This is a genomic window from Allobosea sp. (genome assembly GCF_035999205.1).
Lineage (GTDB): Bacteria > Pseudomonadota > Alphaproteobacteria > Rhizobiales > Beijerinckiaceae > Allobosea.
Genome location: NZ_DASYHA010000021.1, coordinates 319121 through 336036, shown reverse-complemented (window position 1 = coordinate 336036; position 16916 = coordinate 319121). Strand labels below are relative to the sequence as shown.

Below are 16916 nucleotides of genomic sequence, written 5' to 3'. Positions count from 1 at the left end.
GACCGCGACGGGCGCATTCCCATGAAGCCTTGGCTGCTGCAGATCTTCACCTGGTGGAACGGCCAGACCATCGGCACGCGCTTCCACACCTGGCGCTTCGGCGAGCGTGTCGGCGAAGACGAGTTCGGCAATGTCTACTACCGGACCAAGGGCGGGGTGAAGGACAAGGCGCTCGGCCTACAGCGGCGCTGGGTCATCTACAATGGCGAGGCGGAAGCCTCGACGATTCCGGCCGGCTGGAACGGCTGGCTGCATCACACCGTCGATGTCGCCCCGTCCGAAGAGCGCTACGAGCCGCGCGAGTGGCAGCAGCCGCACCAGCAGAACTGGACGGGAACAGCGCTGGCCTACCGTCCCAAGGGCTCGACCCTGGCCGAGGGCGAGCGCCCGGCCGCCACGGGCGACTACGAAGCCTGGACGCCCGGCCGCTGACACACCGGCAGGCGCAGCGGACCGTTGCCCTTTTTCCGCTGCGATTGGCGTGTTACTGCGCGCCGTCGCGGCCGGTCCGCGCCCTCGCGCAGATTCGCCGCGCCCTCGCAGGGATTTGTAAAGCCGCCATGCCGTCGCCCCATCGCTTTCCGGTTCTGGCCGGCCTGGTCTCGACCACGCTCCTGTCGCTCGCGCTGACCGGCCCGGCTGCGGCCGACCGCATCCGCAACCCGACGGCGGTCTTCGCCGGCCTCGACAAGATCACGGGACGGATCATCTCCTTCGAGGTCGCGGTCGACGAGACCGTGCAGTTCGGTGCGCTGCAATTGACGCCGCGGGTATGCTGGACGCGCCCTCCGACCGAAGCGCCGCAGACGACGAGCTTCACCGAGGTCGACGAAGTCACCTTCAACAACGAATACCGACGCATCTTCACGGGCTGGATGTATGCCGCCAGCCCCGGTCTGCACGGCGTCGAGCACGCGATCTACGATGTCTGGCTGACCGACTGCAAAGGCGGCACCGAACTTGTCATCGATCCCAAGGAGCCGGAGGCACCGATCGCGGAAGAGCCGCGCCGGCCCCGTACGTCTCCGGCCCGCGACGTCAACCAGCAGCCGGGCCTGCCTTCAGGCGACATGCTGCCGCCGCCCGGCCAGCGCATCGACGTGCAGCCGCCGCAGGGCGTGCCGGTGGCGCCGCGCCAGGCGCCGCGCCAGCGCTTCTTCCCGACCAATCCGGGGCGCGACCCGGCGGGCAGCAACTGAGCCCTGTCGCGCCTCAGCCAGCCTGAAGCGCGGCCAGCGCCTGCGCCCCGCTGACGCGCTCCCCGGCCGGCCAGACCTCCCAGTCGCCCCGCATGACGATCGCGCGCTCGAGCAGGAGCTGATAGGCGGCGCGCGGCACCTCCTGGGTGCCGAACTGGGCGAGGTGGGCCGTCTGGAACTGGGCATCGAGCAGGCTGTAGCCGCCCTGCCGCAACCTCGCGACGAGATGGACGAGCGCGACCTTCGATGCGTCGGTCGTGCGGTGAAACATGCTCTCGCCGAAGAAGGCGCCGCCCAGCGACAGGCCGTAGAGTCCGCCGACCAGCCGCTCATCCAGCCAACATTCGACGGTGTGGACATAGCCGAGCCGAAACAGCGCGCCGAAGATCTCGCGAATGCGGCCGTTGATCCAGGTTTCGGGCCGATCCGGCCGGGCCTCGGCGCAGGCGGCGATGACCGCCTCGAAATCGCTGTCGACCCTGACTTCGAAGCGGTCGGCTCGCACGGTGCGGGCGAGGCGAGCGGGCAAATGGAAGCGGTCGAGCGGAATGACGCCGCGCAGCTCCGGCTCGACCCAGAACAGGTTCGGGTCGTCGGCCGTCTCCGCCATCGGGAAAATGCCGGCGGCATAGGCGCGCAGCATGATCTCCGGCGTGATCTCGGGGGCGCGGGCAGGGATGGAGCGGGCCTTCATGGCGGCAGGGGAGCGCGGGACGGCCGGCGTGTCAAACGGAGATAGGCGTCGTGCTCCGGCTTGCCCGAAGGATCTCGCGACGGGCAGGACTGATGCCGAGGCGGTCGGGCCACGCCCGACCGCAATGCGACCTGTTCAGCCCCCGGCCTTCTCTTCCATTCCACCGGCAGCGAGGAATTTTTCCAGCCAGTGGATGTTGTAGTCGCCGTTCAGGATGTCCTGATTGCGGACGAGCGTGCGGAACAGCGGCAAGGTGGTATCGACGCCATCGACGACGAACTCGTCGAGCGAGCGCCGCAGACGCATCAGGCATTCGGCCCGGTTGCGGCCATGCACGATCAGCTTGCCGACGAGCGAGTCGTAGTGCGGCGGGATCGTGTAGCCCTGATAGGCCGCGGAATCGACGCGCACGCCGAGGCCACCCGGCGTATGGAACGAGACGATCTTGCCGGGCGAGGGCCGGAAGCTCGCGGGGTGCTCGGCATTGACGCGGCATTCGATGGCGTGGCCCTCGAAGACGATGTCTTCCTGCCGGATGGAGAGCGGCGCACCGGCTGCGATCCGGATCTGCTCATTGACGAGGTCGATCCCGGTGATCATCTCGGTGACCGGATGCTCGACCTGGATGCGGGTGTTCATCTCGATGAAATAGAACTCGCCATCCTCGTAGAGAAACTCGATCGTGCCAGCACCGAGATAGCCGAGCTTGGCCATCGCGTCGGCGCAGATCTTGCCGATCTTGTCGCGCTCGCCGGCGTTCAGCGCAGGCGAACCGCCTTCTTCCCAGACCTTCTGATGGCGGCGCTGCAGCGAGCAGTCGCGCTCGCCGAGATGGATGGCGTGCCCCTTGCCGTCGCCGAGCACCTGGATCTCGATATGGCGCGGCTTCTCGAGATACTTCTCGATATAGACGGCGTCGTCGCCGAAATTGGCCTTGGCCTCGGTCCGGGCGGTGGAGAGCAGGACTGAGACCTCCTCCTCGGTACGCACCACCTTCATGCCCTTGCCGCCGCCGCCCGAAGCGGCCTTGATGATGACGGGCAGGCCAATCTCGCGAATGATGCGCAGCGCCTCGACCTCGTCGGCGACGCCGCCGTCGGAGCCCGGCACGCAAGGGATACCCAGCGCCTTCGCCGTGCGCTTGGCCTCGATCTTGTCGCCCATCGAGCGGATATGCTCGGCCTTGGGGCCGATGAAGGTGATGTTGTGCCGCTCCAGGATCTCGGCGAAACGGGCGTTCTCGGAGAGGAAGCCGTAGCCGGGATGAACCGCGTCGGCGCCCGTGATCTCGCAGGCGGCGATCAGCGCCGGAATGTTGAGATAGCTCTCGCGGGCCGAGGGCGGGCCGATGCAGACGCTCTCGTCGGCGAGGCGCACATGCATGGCGTTGGCGTCGGCGGTGGAATGCACCGCGACGGTGGCGATGCCGAGTTCCTTCGCCGCGCGCAGCACGCGCAGGGCGATCTCTCCACGGTTGGCGATCAGGATCTTGTCGAACATCTTCGGTTCGCCGCTCGCGGGTCCGGTCACTCGATCACCAGAAGCGGCTCGCCGTATTCGACGGGCTGCCCATCCTCGACCATGATCGCGACGACCTTGCCGGCGCGCGGGGCGACGATGTCGTTGAAGGTCTTCATGGCCTCGACGAGGAGCACGCGCTCGCCCGCCTTCACGATCGAGCCGACCTCGACGAAGGGCTTCGCGTCCGGCGAGGGCCGGCGATAGGCCGTGCCGACCATCGGCGAGGGCACCGCGCCGGGATGAGCGGCCGTGGGCTTGCCTTCGGACGGCGCGGCGACAGCAGCGGCGACGACAGGGGCCGCGGCGAGGATCGGCGCGGCGGCCGGGACCTGCACGGTCGCGGTGAGGCTGCGGGCCACGCGGACGCGCAGATCGCCCTTCTCGACCTCGATCTCGGTAAGGTCTGTCTCGTTCAGGAGCTGCGCGAGTTCGCGGACCAGTTCGGGGTCGATCGGGCTCTTGGTCGCCATGGCGGTTTCACCGTCTTCGTAGTCTTGAATCGGGCACCGCGAGGCGCCCGCTGTGGATCGGATCCGCGGGCTAGGCCGCCGATTTCGTCGCGCGCTTCTGCAGAAGCGGCACGATCGCGTCGAAAGCAAGGTCGTAGCTGGCCACGCCGAAGCCGCAGATCACGCCGACGCAGACCGGTGCCATATAGGAATGGTGCCGGAATTCCTCGCGGGCATGGACATTCGAGACGTGCACCTCGATGGCCAGCGCCTCCGTTCCCTTGATCGCGTCGCGCAGCGCGACCGAGGTGTGGGTGTAGGCCCCGGCATTGATGATGACGCCGGCGCCGGCCAGGCCCGCCTGCTGGATGAAGGTGACCAGCTCGCCTTCGTAGTTCGTCTGCTTGAACGAAAGCTCGACGCCGGCGGCCGCGGCCTTGGCCTTGAGCCGTTCTTCGACGCCGGCCAGCGTCACCGCGCCATAGGTCGCGGGCTCGCGGGTGCCGAGCAGATTGAGATTGGGACCGTTGAGGACGTGGACGGCGACCATGGCGCGGGTGGTTTCCAGCGCCGCGCGAAGGCGGCAGACGCCGCCCTCATAGACGCTGCAGGCCGGCAGGGGAAGCCTGCCGAGACTTCGGCCGCCCCGCGCGCATGGCCGTCCTCAGCCGTTGCAGGTCGCCTTGCCGCATTTGCGGACGGCTTCGATCTTCTGCTTGAGGGCCGCCTGGCCGACCGCCCCGAAGATGACCTCGTCGCCAAGGATGAAGGCCGGCGTGCCGGTAAGCCCGAGCCGATCGCCCAGCGCGACGGTGTCCTCGATCACGGCCTTGGTCTGGGCTGAGTCCATCTCCTTCTTCAGGCGCTCGATGTCGGCCCCCGATTCCTTGGCGATCTCGAGTGCCTTGGCGCCGTTGATGCGGCCCTTCACGCCCATCAGCTTGTTGTGGAAATCGAAGTACTTCGCCCCGGTAAGCTGAGTCATCGCTGCAACCGCGACGCGGCTCGCCTCGACCGAATCGGGGCCGAGGATCGGGAAGTCCTTGATCACGACCTTGAGCTTGGGGTCTTCCTTCGCCAGTGCACGAACGTCCTCCAGCGCCCTTTTGCAGAAGCCGCAATTGTAATCCATGAACTCGACGATGGTGACGTCGCCCTGCGGGTTGCCCACGATCGCCGAGGTCGCCGGATCGATCAGCTTCGCCTTTTCGGCGGTGACCGCGCTGCGCTGCGCCTCGGCCTGGGCTAGGGTGTTGCGGCGCTCCAGTTCGACCAGCGCCTCCTGGATCAATTCGGGGTTCTGGAGCAGCGTCTCGCGAATCAGCGCGACCACCGCCTTGCGCTGCTCGGCCGTGAGGCCAGAGGCCGGCGTCTGGGCCGGGGCTTGCGCCTGGGCCAGCGCAGGAGCCGTCGCCGCGGCGACGCTCAGGCAGAGCGCGAGGCCCAGAGGCCGCAGCATGTTGGCCAGCCGGCGGGGCAGGGTGGGGAGGGCCAAGTCCAGGGCCATGTCGTCATCCTTTTCGGTTCCGGCCGTGCAGCCGGGGCGGCAGGCTCGCAAACGCTTCTCGGTTCAGCTTCTCGACCCTCATGCGGCAGGCGTCAATTCACAGCTTTGCCACTGGTTGCGGGCTCGGGCAGGGTCGGTTACGCCCGCGGACAGACAGTCATTGCCGGACGAGACGATGCTAGATCGAATTCCGACGCCAGTCCTTACGCCACAGGACGCCTTGCTGCCGGCAGAACGCGCATCCCGCGTCCAGCCCTTCATCGTCATGGACGTGATGAGCCAGGCCGCCGCGATCGAGCGCACCGGCGGCACGGTCGTCCATATGGAGGTCGGCCAGCCTTCGGCGCCGACGCCGGCCTCGATCCGCGCCGCTGCCGCGCGGGCGCTCGAGGACGGCCGGATCGGATACACCCAGGCGCTGGGCACGGATTCACTCAGGGAACGCATCTCCAGACATTACAAGGACGCGTATGGCGTCAGCGTGGCGGCCGAGCGCGTCGTCGTCACCACCGGCTCCTCGGGCGGCTTCATCCTCGCATTCCTGGCCTGCTTCCAGCCGGGCGCACGCGTCGCGATCACGGCGCCGGGCTATCCGGCCTATCGCAACATCCTGATTGCACTCGGGCTCGAGCCCGTGGCGATCGAGGTCGGCCCCGAAACCCGCTTCGCTTTGACGCCGGAGCTGATCGCCCGCGCTCATCGCGAAAAGCCGCTCGCCGGCGTGCTGACGATGAGCCCGGCCAACCCGACCGGGGTGGTGATGGCGCCCGATGCGATCGCCGCCGTCGCGGCGGAATGCCGGCGGCTCGGCCTCTGGTACATCTCCGACGAGATTTATCACGGGCTGACCTATGACCAGCCGGCGACGACCGCCCTCTCGGCCGACGACGACGCGATCATCGTCAACTCCTTCTCGAAGTATTACTGCATGACCGGCTGGCGCGTCGGCTGGCTCGTCGTGCCGCAGCGACTCGTCAGAACGATCGAGCGGCTGCAGCAGAACTTCTCGATCTCGGTGCCCTATCTCAGCCAGGTAGCGGGCGAGGCCGCCTTCGATGCGACGGCGGAGTGCGAAGCGATCAAGGCCGGCTATGCGGCCAACCGGGCCTATCTGCTGAAGGCGCTGCCGGAGATCGGTCTCGGCGATTTCCTGCCCGTCGACGGGGCCTTCTACATCTATTGCGACATCGGCCGATATTCGAACGATTCCATGGCCTTCTGCCGGGATGTTCTCAACGGGGCAGGGGTCGCGATTACGCCCGGTCTGGATTTCGACGAAGCGCGCGGCGCGCGCACGATGCGGCTCTCATTCGCCGGCTCGCTTACGGAATGCGAGGAGGCGGTATCGCGCCTCGATGGCTGGATGAAGCGCCGCTGACAAGCTCCCGAACCGGCGCACTTGCCAAGCGCCCGGCGGCATTCGCATTCTCCACCTGGGCGCCCGACAAGGCGCCTGTGAGCGGGGCGGATTGCGATGACGAAGCAGGGTATTCGACAGCGGGCTCGGGCCGCGACGCCGCGATGGCTCGCCGCTGCAGCGCTGGCCGCGCTGTGCGCGCTGTCTCCGAATCGGGCACCAGCCCAGGCTGAGGGGCCAGTCACGCTGAACTTGCGCGGCGACGAGGCCCCCGAAACCGTTCGCAAGCTGGTCGATGCGCTCGCCACGGGCGGCCGCAAGGTCGAGATCCGTCTGGCCGCCCCGGAAGCGCCGGCGCCTGCCGCGTCGAAGCCCGCCACGACCGCCACTCCCGCGCCGCCGGCTCCCGCTGCGCCGCCGTCTGCAACCGCCGCAGCCGAGACGCGCATCGAGGAGCTCTGGGACCATTTCGTCGAAGGCTTCGACCATGGCAATGCGGCCATCCCTCATGTCGTCGAGCTCCCGAGCGAGTGGGAGCGCGGCTGGGCGGCAAACCGCAATGGCGCATCCGGCCCCTCGGCAGGGCTGCGCATCCTGGCAGGCGTCGCGATCGCGCTCGCCGGGGCGCTGCTGTTTCGCATGCTGACGGCGCGATGGTTCGCGCGTCGCCTGCAGCCGGCAGGGCCTGAATTCACGGCGCGGCTGCTGGCCTCGGGCTACGGACTGCTGCAGGACATGGCCTGCATCGCGCTAGCGCTGGCGCTTGCCCGCCTGACACGCGTGTTCTGGCTGCCTGACGCGGACCTGGCGATGACGACCTTCGCGACCGCGGCGAATGGCGCGGCGATCGGCGCGACCTATATCGCCGTCGGGCGCTTCCTGGTCGCCCCCGGCGCTCCCGAGCGACGCCTCTTGCCGCTGCCGCGCGCCGACAGGCATTTCTCGATTCTGACGATCTATGCGATCGCTACCCCGATCATCGTGACGAGCGCGTTGCTGCTGCAAGAGGTCGCCAACCGCCAGGCTCTGGCGGGGTTGGTGGCAATTACGAGCATCGCAATCACCCTGTTCAAGGTCTGGTGGTTCTACGATGCGCGCCATGACCTGACGGCGCTTGTGCTGCGCTACGAGCCGGTCCCCAGCCACGGCTTGCGGCTGCTGGCCGCGATCACGCCCTGGGTCTACATCGCCAGCGCGATCGCGATCTGGATGGTCGGCCGGGCGGCGCCAATGATGACCGGCGGCGGGCGCTTCGTCGAGGCAGCCAGCTTGAGCCAGATCATCATCGTGCTGGCGCCGGTCGTGGCGGTTGGTGTGACCGCTCTGATCGCATGCCGTCAAGCGAAGCAGGCAGCCATCGCGCCGCCATCCCCGATGACGAAGGCTGCGGGGACGGCGTTCCGGGCGGCGGCTGGCGGGCTGATCTGGGTCGGCGGCCTCTACGTGATGGCACGGCTCTGGGCCGGTTTCCTGCTCGGTGTCAGCTCGGCGCAGTTCGCCGATTTCACGCGCCAGGCCGCGGGCCTCGCGCTGCTCGTCTTCCTCGGCTGGGTCGCGATGGTCTTCCTCCGGGCGTTCTTCGACGCCTACACGCCGAGGCGCCCGGGGAGCGGGCCGATCGACGAGGACGCCGCGGTCGAGGCGAGCGTCCCGTCCCGGCTCGCGACGGTCATGCCGGTGCTGCGCGGCGTCGTCCTCGCGGCCGTCGTCGGCCTGACGGGGCTGGTCGTGCTGTCGCGGCTCGGCGTCGATATCGGCCCGCTGCTCGCCGGTTTCGGCATCCTCGGCCTCGCCATCTCCTTCGGCTCGCAGGCGCTGGTGCGCGACATCGTCTCTGGCTTCTTCTTCATGCTGGAGGATGCCTTCCGTGTCGGCGAATATGTCGACACCGGGCGGCTCAAGGGCACGGTCGAGAAGATCTCGCTGCGTTCGATCCAGATGCGCCACCAGAGCGGGCAGATCCACACCATTCCCTTCGGCCAGATCCAGTCGCTCACCAATGCCAGCCGCGACTGGGCGACGATCAAGTTCAATGTCCGGCTCGATCACTCGGCCGATCTCGAACAGGCGCGCAAGGCGATCAAGAAGGTCGGGCTGGCACTGCTCGACGATCCGGAATTCGGGCCACATTTCATCGCCCAGCTCAAGATGCAGGGCGTCGCCGACATCACCGACACGGCCGTCGTGATCCGGCTGAAGTTCACCTCGAAGCCGGCCTATTCCTCGATGCTCCAGCGCGAGTCGCTGAAACGGGTCTATCGCGCGCTGAACGAGGCCCACATCCCCTTCGCCTCGAATGCCGTCACGGTGCGGGGCGGGGAAGGCGGGGCACCATCCGGGGCCGCCGCGACCATGGCCACTCTGCCACCAAACCCGTTGGCGCCCGCCGCGGGTTGAGGCCGCCTCAGGCCAGGAAGAGCATGCCGAAGCCGATGGCGACGAGCCCGGCCCCGGCCAGCATGGCGAGCCGCGTTGCCGCGAGCATCGCCGAAATGTCGGAGCGCCGCGCGGCCCGGTCGCGCTGGTTCGCGAGCGCCTCGGCGCGATACTGGCTGGCATGGAGCCCGGGCGTCATCTGAGGGCCGATCGGCCGATCACCCTCGAGGTCGATGCTGATGGCGACGAACAGCACGAACAGCCCGAGTGTGCCGACGCCGAGCCAACCGACGATGCCGAAAGCGAGCTAGGCAAGGCCCGCCAGCGCGATTAGGCACGGCGCCATCACGATCGATCGCTCCAGCCGGCGGGGCGGCGGCATGCTTCCGTCGCCCGTAACGCAAGGTCGCACATGAAAAGGGCCGCTGCGGTCTCCCGCAGCGGCCCTGTGTTCATTCAGCCTCGGCCGGCCAGCTTGTTCCACCAGCCGCCGCGCTTTGGACGGTCCGGGTCGGGCGGGGTCAGCACGACGGCGACCGGCTCTTCGACGACGCGTGGCGCAGGCTCCGGCGTCGCGGCCGGTTCGGGAGCGGGTTCCGGCGCAGCAGCCTCAACAGCCACGGCAGCAGGAGCCTCCGGTACAGGAGCAGGCTCGGCCGCGACAGGCTCCGCCGCCTGGCCGTCTTCCGTGATCGGGACGACCTTCTTGCGGGAGCGGCTGCGCTTGGGCTTCTCGGCCTCGGCGGGAGCGGCCTCGGCCGTGACCACCTCGGCAGCTGTCGCTTCGGCAGCGACCGCCGCCTCCGGCTTCGGCTCGTCGGCCTTGGGCTTGCGGGTGCTGCGACGCGCACGCTTCGGCTTTTCCTCTGCCACCGGCTCGGGAGCTTCGGCAGGCGCTTCGGCGACGACGGGGGGGGGCTCTTCCGACACGGCGGCGGTTACGGCTTCGCTGGACGAAGCCTCGCTCGCCGGCTCGTCACCGTCCTCGTCGCCTTCGTCGCCATCGGCCTCGTCGCTGGCGCCGTCCAGACGGGCCCCATTGGCGTCCCGCTCGCCGCCACGCCGCCGCCGGCGACGACGGCGACGCTTGCGTCCGCCTTCACCGCGGGCCTCGCCCTCGGCCTTGGCCTCGCGCGAGCCCTCTTCGCCTGCGTCGACCTCGTCGGGGCGGTTCTCGGCGTCGAGCGCCGCGGCTTCGGCCGCCGCGTCAAGCGCATCCTCATCGGCATCGGAGATGACAGCCTCGGCCTTGATGCTGCTCGGGACGATGCGGCCCTCATTGCCAACGAACTCGCCACGCTCGACCTCGAAATAGCGGGTGCCGAGCAGCGCCGCGTCCGTCGAGATCGTCACCGCGATGTTGAAGCGAGCCTCGAGATCGGCGAGATGCGCGCGCTTCTGGTTGAGCACGTAGAGCGCTACCTCCGGGCGGGTCCGGACATTGAGGTTGTGAGAGGCGCTCTTGATCAGCGTCTCCTCCAGCGCGCGCAGGATCTGCAGCGCGACCGAGGAGGTCGAGCGCATCATGCCGGCGCCGGCGCAATGCGGGCAGGGCACCGAGGAGCTCTCGAGCACGCCGGTGCGGATGCGCTGGCGCGACATCTCGAGCAGGCCGAAGGCCGAGATCCGGCCGACCTGGATGCGGGCGCGATCGTCCTTGAGGCAATCCTTCAGCTTCTTCTCGACGGCGCGGTTGTTGCGGTTCTCCTCCATGTCGATGAAATCGATCACGATGAGGCCGGCGAGGTCGCGCAGGCGGAGCTGGCGGGAGATCTCCTCCGCCGCTTCGAGATTGGTCTTGAGGGCGGTGTCCTCAATATTGTGCTCGCGGGTCGAGCGCCCGGAGTTGATGTCGATCGCGACCAGCGCCTCGGTCTGGTTGATGACGATGTAGCCGCCGGATTTCAGCGTGACGGTGTTGGAGAACATCGCGTCGAGCTGGCTCTCGACGCCGAAGGAGGCGAAGAGCGGGGTCTGCTCGCGATACGCCTTCACGCTCTTGGCATGGCTCGGCATGAGCATGCGCATGAAGTCCTTGGCCTCGCGATAGGCCTCGTCGCCGGCGACGTGAACCTCGTCGATATCCTTGTTGTAAAGATCGCGGATCGAGCGCTTGACGAGGTTGCCCTCCTCATAGACCAGCGCCGGGGCGACCGAGGCGAGCGTCAGCTCGCGCACGCTCTCCCACATCCGCATCAGATATTCGTAGTCGCGCTTGATCTCGACCTTGGTGCGCGAGGCGCCGGCCGTGCGCAGGATCAGGCCCATTCCCTCGGGAACCTCGAGCTCCTGCGCGATTTCCTTGAGGCGCTTGCGGTCCTCGGTGTTGGTGATCTTGCGAGAGATGCCGCCGCCCTTGCCGGTGTTGGGCATCAGCACCGAGTAACGGCCGGCGAGCGACAGATAGGTGGTGAGCGCCGCGCCCTTGTTGCCGCGCTCCTCCTTGACGACCTGGACCAGGATGATCTGGCGGCGCTTGATCACCTCCTGGATCTTGTACTGGCGACGCGACTGACGCTGGGGCCGCTCGGGCATGTCATCGAGCGCATCGCCGCCGCCAAGCTGCTCCGGCTCGTCCTCGTCTTGGCCATTCTCGTCCTGGCCGTTTTCGTCGCCGTCCTCGTCCGGAGCGGTCTTGCGATCCTCGTCGTCGGAGCCCGACGCATCCGACGCCTCGGCGGCCTCCCCGGCGGGCACGGCCACCGTTTCGAAGGTCAGGGGCGCGGCGTTCTCGGCGGCGTCCTCGCTCGTCGATTCAGTGACGGCCGGGGCGAAATACTCGCCGAAGGCCGGCGCGCCCTCGTTGACCATGGCGGCTTCCTTGCCATCGGTCTCGACATGGACGGTCTCGCCGTCGACTTCGACTTCAGCCGAAACGGTCTCGTCCGCGGCAGCCTTCTTGGCCCGCCCGTCACGATCGCCGCGGCGGCCACGGTCGCGGCGGCCGCGCTTCTCGCGCTTCTCCTCGTCGCGCTCTTCCTCGCGGTCGGCGCGGGCCTCGTCGGCGAGCAGGGCCTGACGGTCGGCGACCGGGATCTGGTAATAGTCGGGATGGATTTCCGAGAAGGCGAGGAAGCCGTGGCGGTTGCCGCCATACTCCACGAAGGCTGCCTGGAGCGAGGGCTCCACACGCGTCACCTTGGCGAGGTAGATGTTGCCCCGCAGCGGCTTGCGGCTTGCGGCCTCGAAGTCAAATTCCTCGATACGCGATCCGCGGACGACCACGACCCGGGTCTCTTCCGGGTGGGTCGCGTCGATAAGCATCTTGTTGGCCATATGAATCTTCCATGGGCGCGGCCGCCAGCGATACCCGCCGGGCTGCGGATGACGATCCGCTGCCGCGGGCAGGGGCGCCGCGCATAGGCCGGTGGGAGCCGGCATGTTGCAGGAGCAAAAGCCGGCTTGAGCCGGCGTCTGGGAGGAGGGAGAGTTCGATCGAGACAGCAAGGCGGCTCGGGAATTCCGGTCGAGCGAAAAGCCCGGCGCAGTCCCGCAGGTATTGACGATTCACCGATGGTCTATGCGGCGTCGTATGCCCCGACATCTGTCCTGACCTGCGATGCGCCTGCCCAAAAAAGACGAGGCTCACCGCGTTTGCACGCTCGCGAGACGTTGGCCTGGCGCAAAAAACGCGCGCGCCTGGCTCCGACCGCCTGCGGACGATCCGTTGTAGCTGGCCCTTTGCAGCCGTTCCCGGACGCCGACGGACCCTCGGATCCGGATGCGCACCATGGGGCGGCCTTGCAAAGCAACCTTCCCCATTACAGACAGGTGACAGTGATTTGCAAGTCACATCATGCCGAGATCGCCCGGCCGTATCGTACCAGCGGTTCTCCCCCCAGCTGGACCGTGGTAACCGACTGTTAGGATGTCGCGTCGCTATGGTTAAGCCTTGGTGACGACAGTTCGGGATCATTGACCTGACGCCTCCCTCACGCCGTCTCGGATTCAGCATGCGCTTCGCACGGACCCTGCCTCTGGCGGGCTTGGCGCTTTGCGCCTGGCTAGGCCTTGCTGGCGCGGTCACCGCGCAGGGCAACGGCCGCTCCCAGAGCGAGTTTCCGGTCGCGACCGATGCCAGGCTGGAGCAGTCCGGCGAGACGGTGCGGCTGACAATGGCGCTTTCGCGCCCGATCGAGGTCACCACCGCAGTGATTGCGGGGCCGGACCGCGTGATCGTCGACATGCCCTCGACCAATTTCCAGGTTCAGCCGACGGCGGCGCGCAAGAGTGCCGGCTTCGTCAGCGCCTTCCGCTTCGGCCTGTTCACGGCGGACAAGGCGCGCATCATCATCGACCTGGCCCAGCCCGCCGTCGTGGTGAAAGCCGAAGTGCGGCCGGTGCGCGGCGGCTTCGGCGAGCTGGTGATCGAGCTGCGCAAGGCGACACGAGCCGAATTCCAGGCCGCCGTCGCGGCGACGCCGGCGCGCGATCCGGAGGCGACGGCCGCCATTCCGCCGCAAGCCAAGCCGGCCGGCGAGACGCGCCAGACCATCGTCATCGATCCCGGCCATGGCGGCATCGACCCCGGCGCTGTCGTGGCGTCGATCTCCGAAAAATCCGTCGTCCTTGCCTTCGGTGTCAGGCTCAAGGAGCAACTCGAGGCCAGCGGGCGCTACCGCGTGCTGATGACCCGCGACGATGATCGCTTTGTGCCGCTGGCCGAGCGCGTCGGCATCGCCCGGGCGGCCGGCGCCGATCTGTTCATCTCGATCCATGCCGATTCGCTGACGCAGGCACAGGATGTGCGCGGCGCCACCGTCTATACCGGTTCGGAACGGGCGACCGACGCCGAAGCCGCGCGACTTGCAGCCAAGGAAAACCAGGCCGACGCCGTCGCCGGCCTCGACGCCAGCGAGGACACGCAGGATGTCGCCGGCATCCTGATGGATCTCGCCAAGCGCGAGACTCGTACCTTCTCGGCCGTCTTCGCCCGCAACCTCGTCGAGAAGCTCGGCGGTTCGGTGAAGATGCACAAGGTGCCCCTGCGCTCGGCAGGTTTCCGGGTCCTGAGCGCGCCGGACGTGCCATCGGTGCTGATCGAACTCGGCTACATGTCGAGCCCGAAGGACGCCGAGCTGCTCAATTCGGCGGAGTGGCGTGGCAAGGCTGTCGCGGCGGTTGCGACCGCCGTCGAGGGCTATTTCACCGGTGCGCGGGCGCCAATCGGCAAGGCGGCGGAGAACCGGCGCTGAGGCTGGCCGCAAGCGGCTGCGGACGATACGGAATGTGGTCGCAAGGCCACGGTTCCGCCATTTACGTCATGCTATAGACGTGATTTGCGACAGGCCGTCTTCGAGGGAAGACGGGCGGTAACGGCAAAGGGCCAGGGCCTGAGATGCGCTTTATCCTGCGACTATTCGGATGGTTGTTCGCCGCCGGCGCGATCGCGTTCGTGATCGGCGCCGTCGTTGCGGGTGGATTCCTCTGGCACTACTCCAAGGACCTGCCCGATTCGGCGCAGCTGCGGAATTACGAGCCGCCGGTGATGACGCGCGTCCATGCCGGCGACGGTTCGCTGATCGCGGAATTCGCCCGCGAGCGTCGGCTCTATCTGCCGATCCAGGCCGTGCCGAAGCTGATCGTTGAGGCCTATCTCTCGGCCGAGGACAAGAACTTCTACAAGCATGTCGGCGTCGATCCGGAAGGGCTCGTGCGCGCCGCCATCACCAACTTCCGCAACCGCTCCGCCGGTCGCCGGCCGCAGGGCGCGTCCACGATCACCCAGCAGGTGGCGAAGAACTTCCTCGTCGGCTCCGAGCAGAACATCGAGCGCAAGATCCGCGAGGCGCTGGTCGCGCTGCGAATCGAGGCGACCTACTCCAAGGACAAGATCCTCGAGCTCTACCTGAACGAGATCTATCTCGGCGCGCCGGCGCCGGGGCAGGGTAGCTATGGCATTGCCGCCGCCGCCCTGAACTATTTCGGCAAGTCGGTGCATGAACTGAACCTGCAGGAAGCGGCCTATCTGGCCGCGCTGCCGAAGGCGCCGACCGATCTGCACCCGTTCCGCAATCGTGAGCGCGCGATCGAGCGCCGCAACTACGTGATCGACCGCATGGTCGAGAACGGCTTCGTCAAGCGCGAGGCCGGCGAGGCGGCCAAGAAGCAGCCGCTCGGCGTCAATCCGCGCACGGTCTCCCCGAACAACATCGCCGCCGGCTATTTCGCCGAGGAGATCCGCCGCGAGCTGCAGGATCGCTACGGCGAGAAGAAGCTGCTCGAGGGTGGCCTGTCGGTGCGCGCCACCGTCGATCCGAAGATGCAGCTGATGGCCCGCAAGGCGCTGGTCGACGGGCTCGTGCGCTTCGACGAGGCGCGTGGCTGGCGCGGAGCGATCCAGAAGCTCGAACTCTCGGCCCGCGACTGGGGGCTCGCCATCGGCGACCTGCCGGTGCTCGGCGACGTCGCGCCCTGGCGCCTGGCCGTCGTGCTGGATGTCGCCGGCGACACGGCCCGCCTTGGCCTGCACCCGCTGCGCGAGAACTCCGGCCATCTCAAGAGCGACCGCGAGACCGTGACGCTGGGCGCCGAAGGCATCAAGTGGACGCGCCGCGCCCGCGTCTCTCAGGCCGTGTCCGTCGGCGATGTCGTCTATGTCGAGCCGATGGAGAACCGTCCGGGCCAGGTCCGCCTGCGGCAGTTGCCCGAGGTCAACGGTGCCATCACCGTGATGGATCCGTTCTCCGGGCGCGTGCTCGCCATGGTCGGCGGCTTCAGCCACGACCAGTCCGAGTTCAACCGCGCGACGCAGGCGCTGCGCCAGCCGGGCTCGTCGTTCAAGCCCTTCGTCTACGCCACGGCGCTCGACAACGGCTACACGCCGTCCTCGATCGTGCTCGACGCGCCGATCGAGATCGACCAGGGCGGCGGCCTCGGCATGTGGACGCCGAGCAACTATGACGGCAAGTCGACCGGGCCGCGCACGCTGCGCTACGGCATCCAGTTCTCGAAGAACCTGATGACGGTGCGCCTCGCCAAGGATGTCGGCATGCCGCTGATCGCGGAATATGCGCGCCGCTTCGGCGTCTATGACGACATGCTGCCGGTGCTCTCGATGTCGCTCGGCGCAGGCGAGACCACGGTCATGCGCATGACCGCCGGCTACGCCATGCTCGTCAACGGCGGCAAGAAGATCCGCCCGACGCTGATCGACCGTATCCAGGACCGCTTCGGCTCCACCATCTTCCGGCATGACCAGCGCATCTGCGAAGGCTGCGACGCGACCAAATGGGCCGACCAGCGCGAGCCGCGCCTGATCGACAACCGCGACCAGGTCCTCGACCCGCTGACCGCCTACCAGATGGTCTCGATCATGGAAGGCGTGGTCAACGCCGGCACGGCGACGGTGGTCAAGTCGGTCGGCAAGCCGCTCGCCGGCAAGACCGGCACGACCAACGACGCCAAGGACGTCTGGTTCGTCGGCTTCTCGCCGGATCTCGCCGTCGGCGTCTATATGGGCTTCGACAAGCCGAAGTCGCTCGGCACCTCGGCCACCGCCGGCCAGTATGCCGCGCCGATCTTCCGTGACTTCATGATGGCTGCGCTCAAGGACAAGCCAGCGACGCCGTTCCGCGTCCCGGCCGGTATCAAGCTGATCCGCGTCGATCCCAAGACCGGCATGCGCTCGGGCGGCGAGGGCGGTATCCTCGAAGCCTTCAAGCCCGGTACGGCGCCGCCGGACAGCTACTCGGTCATTGGCGCGGCGGGCGACGGCATGACACCGTTCAGCGTGGCGCCGGGCGGCGGGCGCGCGGTCGGCTCAGGAACGGGCGGGCTGTACTGACAGGCCGGATCCGGAACGGAAGCTGCG

Annotated in this window: 13 protein-coding genes; 6 read left to right on the top strand and 7 right to left on the bottom strand. The window is 67.9% G+C overall.

Annotation, left to right across the window (positions count from 1 at the left end; genetic code table 11):
* The first annotated feature begins 21 nt into the window (after positions 1-21).
* Entirely contained in the window at positions 22-432 is a 411-nt protein-coding gene (locus VGN82_RS12220; protein ID WP_327527281.1) for an NADH:ubiquinone oxidoreductase subunit NDUFA12, read from the top strand.
* 128 nt (positions 433-560) lie between these two features.
* Positions 561-1199 carry a DUF2155 domain-containing protein gene (locus VGN82_RS12215; protein ID WP_327527280.1) on the top strand — a complete coding sequence of 213 codons (639 nt, stop codon included), beginning with the start codon at positions 561-563 and terminating at the stop codon, positions 1197-1199.
* A 13-nt stretch (positions 1200-1212) separates the two neighbouring features.
* Here VGN82_RS12215 and aat read toward each other — a convergent pair whose 3' ends face one another.
* The 5 genes from aat to VGN82_RS12190 form a co-directional block, all read right to left on the bottom strand.
* Positions 1213-1893, bottom strand: coding sequence for a leucyl/phenylalanyl-tRNA--protein transferase (gene aat, locus VGN82_RS12210; RefSeq protein WP_327527279.1), 681 nt, complete (start codon positions 1891-1893; stop codon positions 1213-1215).
* Positions 1894-2028: 135 nt separating this feature from the next.
* The gene (gene accC / locus VGN82_RS12205; RefSeq protein WP_327527278.1) at positions 2029-3393 is read right to left on the bottom strand and encodes an acetyl-CoA carboxylase biotin carboxylase subunit; all 1365 of its coding nucleotides are present in this window, start codon (positions 3391-3393) and stop codon (positions 2029-2031) included.
* A gap of 26 nt (positions 3394-3419) precedes the next feature.
* On the bottom strand, positions 3420-3884 hold the full coding sequence (gene accB, locus VGN82_RS12200) for an acetyl-CoA carboxylase biotin carboxyl carrier protein (RefSeq protein WP_327527277.1): 465 nt from the start codon (positions 3882-3884) through the stop codon (positions 3420-3422).
* A gap of 70 nt (positions 3885-3954) precedes the next feature.
* Positions 3955-4413, bottom strand: a complete 459-nt coding sequence (aroQ, locus tag VGN82_RS12195) for a type II 3-dehydroquinate dehydratase (protein WP_327527276.1) — start codon at positions 4411-4413, stop codon at positions 3955-3957.
* Positions 4414-4527: 114 nt separating this feature from the next.
* Positions 4528-5370 carry a DsbA family protein gene (locus VGN82_RS12190; RefSeq protein ID WP_327527275.1) on the bottom strand — a complete coding sequence of 281 codons (843 nt, stop codon included), beginning with the start codon at positions 5368-5370 and terminating at the stop codon, positions 4528-4530.
* A 175-nt stretch (positions 5371-5545) separates the two neighbouring features.
* Between VGN82_RS12190 and VGN82_RS12185 the strand changes: the two genes are divergently transcribed.
* Both VGN82_RS12185 and VGN82_RS12180 read left to right on the top strand, forming a co-directional pair.
* Positions 5546-6748, top strand: a complete 1203-nt coding sequence (locus VGN82_RS12185) for a pyridoxal phosphate-dependent aminotransferase (RefSeq protein ID WP_327527274.1) — start codon at positions 5546-5548, stop codon at positions 6746-6748.
* A gap of 96 nt (positions 6749-6844) precedes the next feature.
* Positions 6845-9124: a mechanosensitive ion channel family protein gene (locus VGN82_RS12180; RefSeq protein WP_327527273.1), complete on the top strand. Its 2280-nt coding sequence runs from the start codon at positions 6845-6847 to the stop codon at positions 9122-9124.
* 7 nt (positions 9125-9131) lie between these two features.
* Here the strand turns inward: VGN82_RS12180 and VGN82_RS12175 are convergent, their stop codons facing one another.
* Positions 9132-9359, bottom strand: a complete 228-nt coding sequence (locus tag VGN82_RS12175; protein WP_327527272.1) for a hypothetical protein — start codon at positions 9357-9359, stop codon at positions 9132-9134.
* A 200-nt stretch (positions 9360-9559) separates the two neighbouring features.
* Positions 9560-12379: an Rne/Rng family ribonuclease gene (locus VGN82_RS12170; RefSeq protein ID WP_327527271.1), complete on the bottom strand. Its 2820-nt coding sequence runs from the start codon at positions 12377-12379 to the stop codon at positions 9560-9562.
* A gap of 677 nt (positions 12380-13056) precedes the next feature.
* On the opposite strand from VGN82_RS12170, the gene VGN82_RS12165 reads away from it, so the two are divergent.
* Positions 13057-14298: an N-acetylmuramoyl-L-alanine amidase gene (locus VGN82_RS12165; RefSeq protein WP_327527270.1), complete on the top strand. Its 1242-nt coding sequence runs from the start codon at positions 13057-13059 to the stop codon at positions 14296-14298.
* A gap of 143 nt (positions 14299-14441) precedes the next feature.
* A complete protein-coding gene (locus VGN82_RS12160; RefSeq protein WP_327527269.1) occupies positions 14442-16889 on the top strand; it encodes a penicillin-binding protein 1A in 2448 nt (815 codons plus the stop codon).
* The last annotated feature ends 27 nt before the right edge of the window (positions 16890-16916 follow it).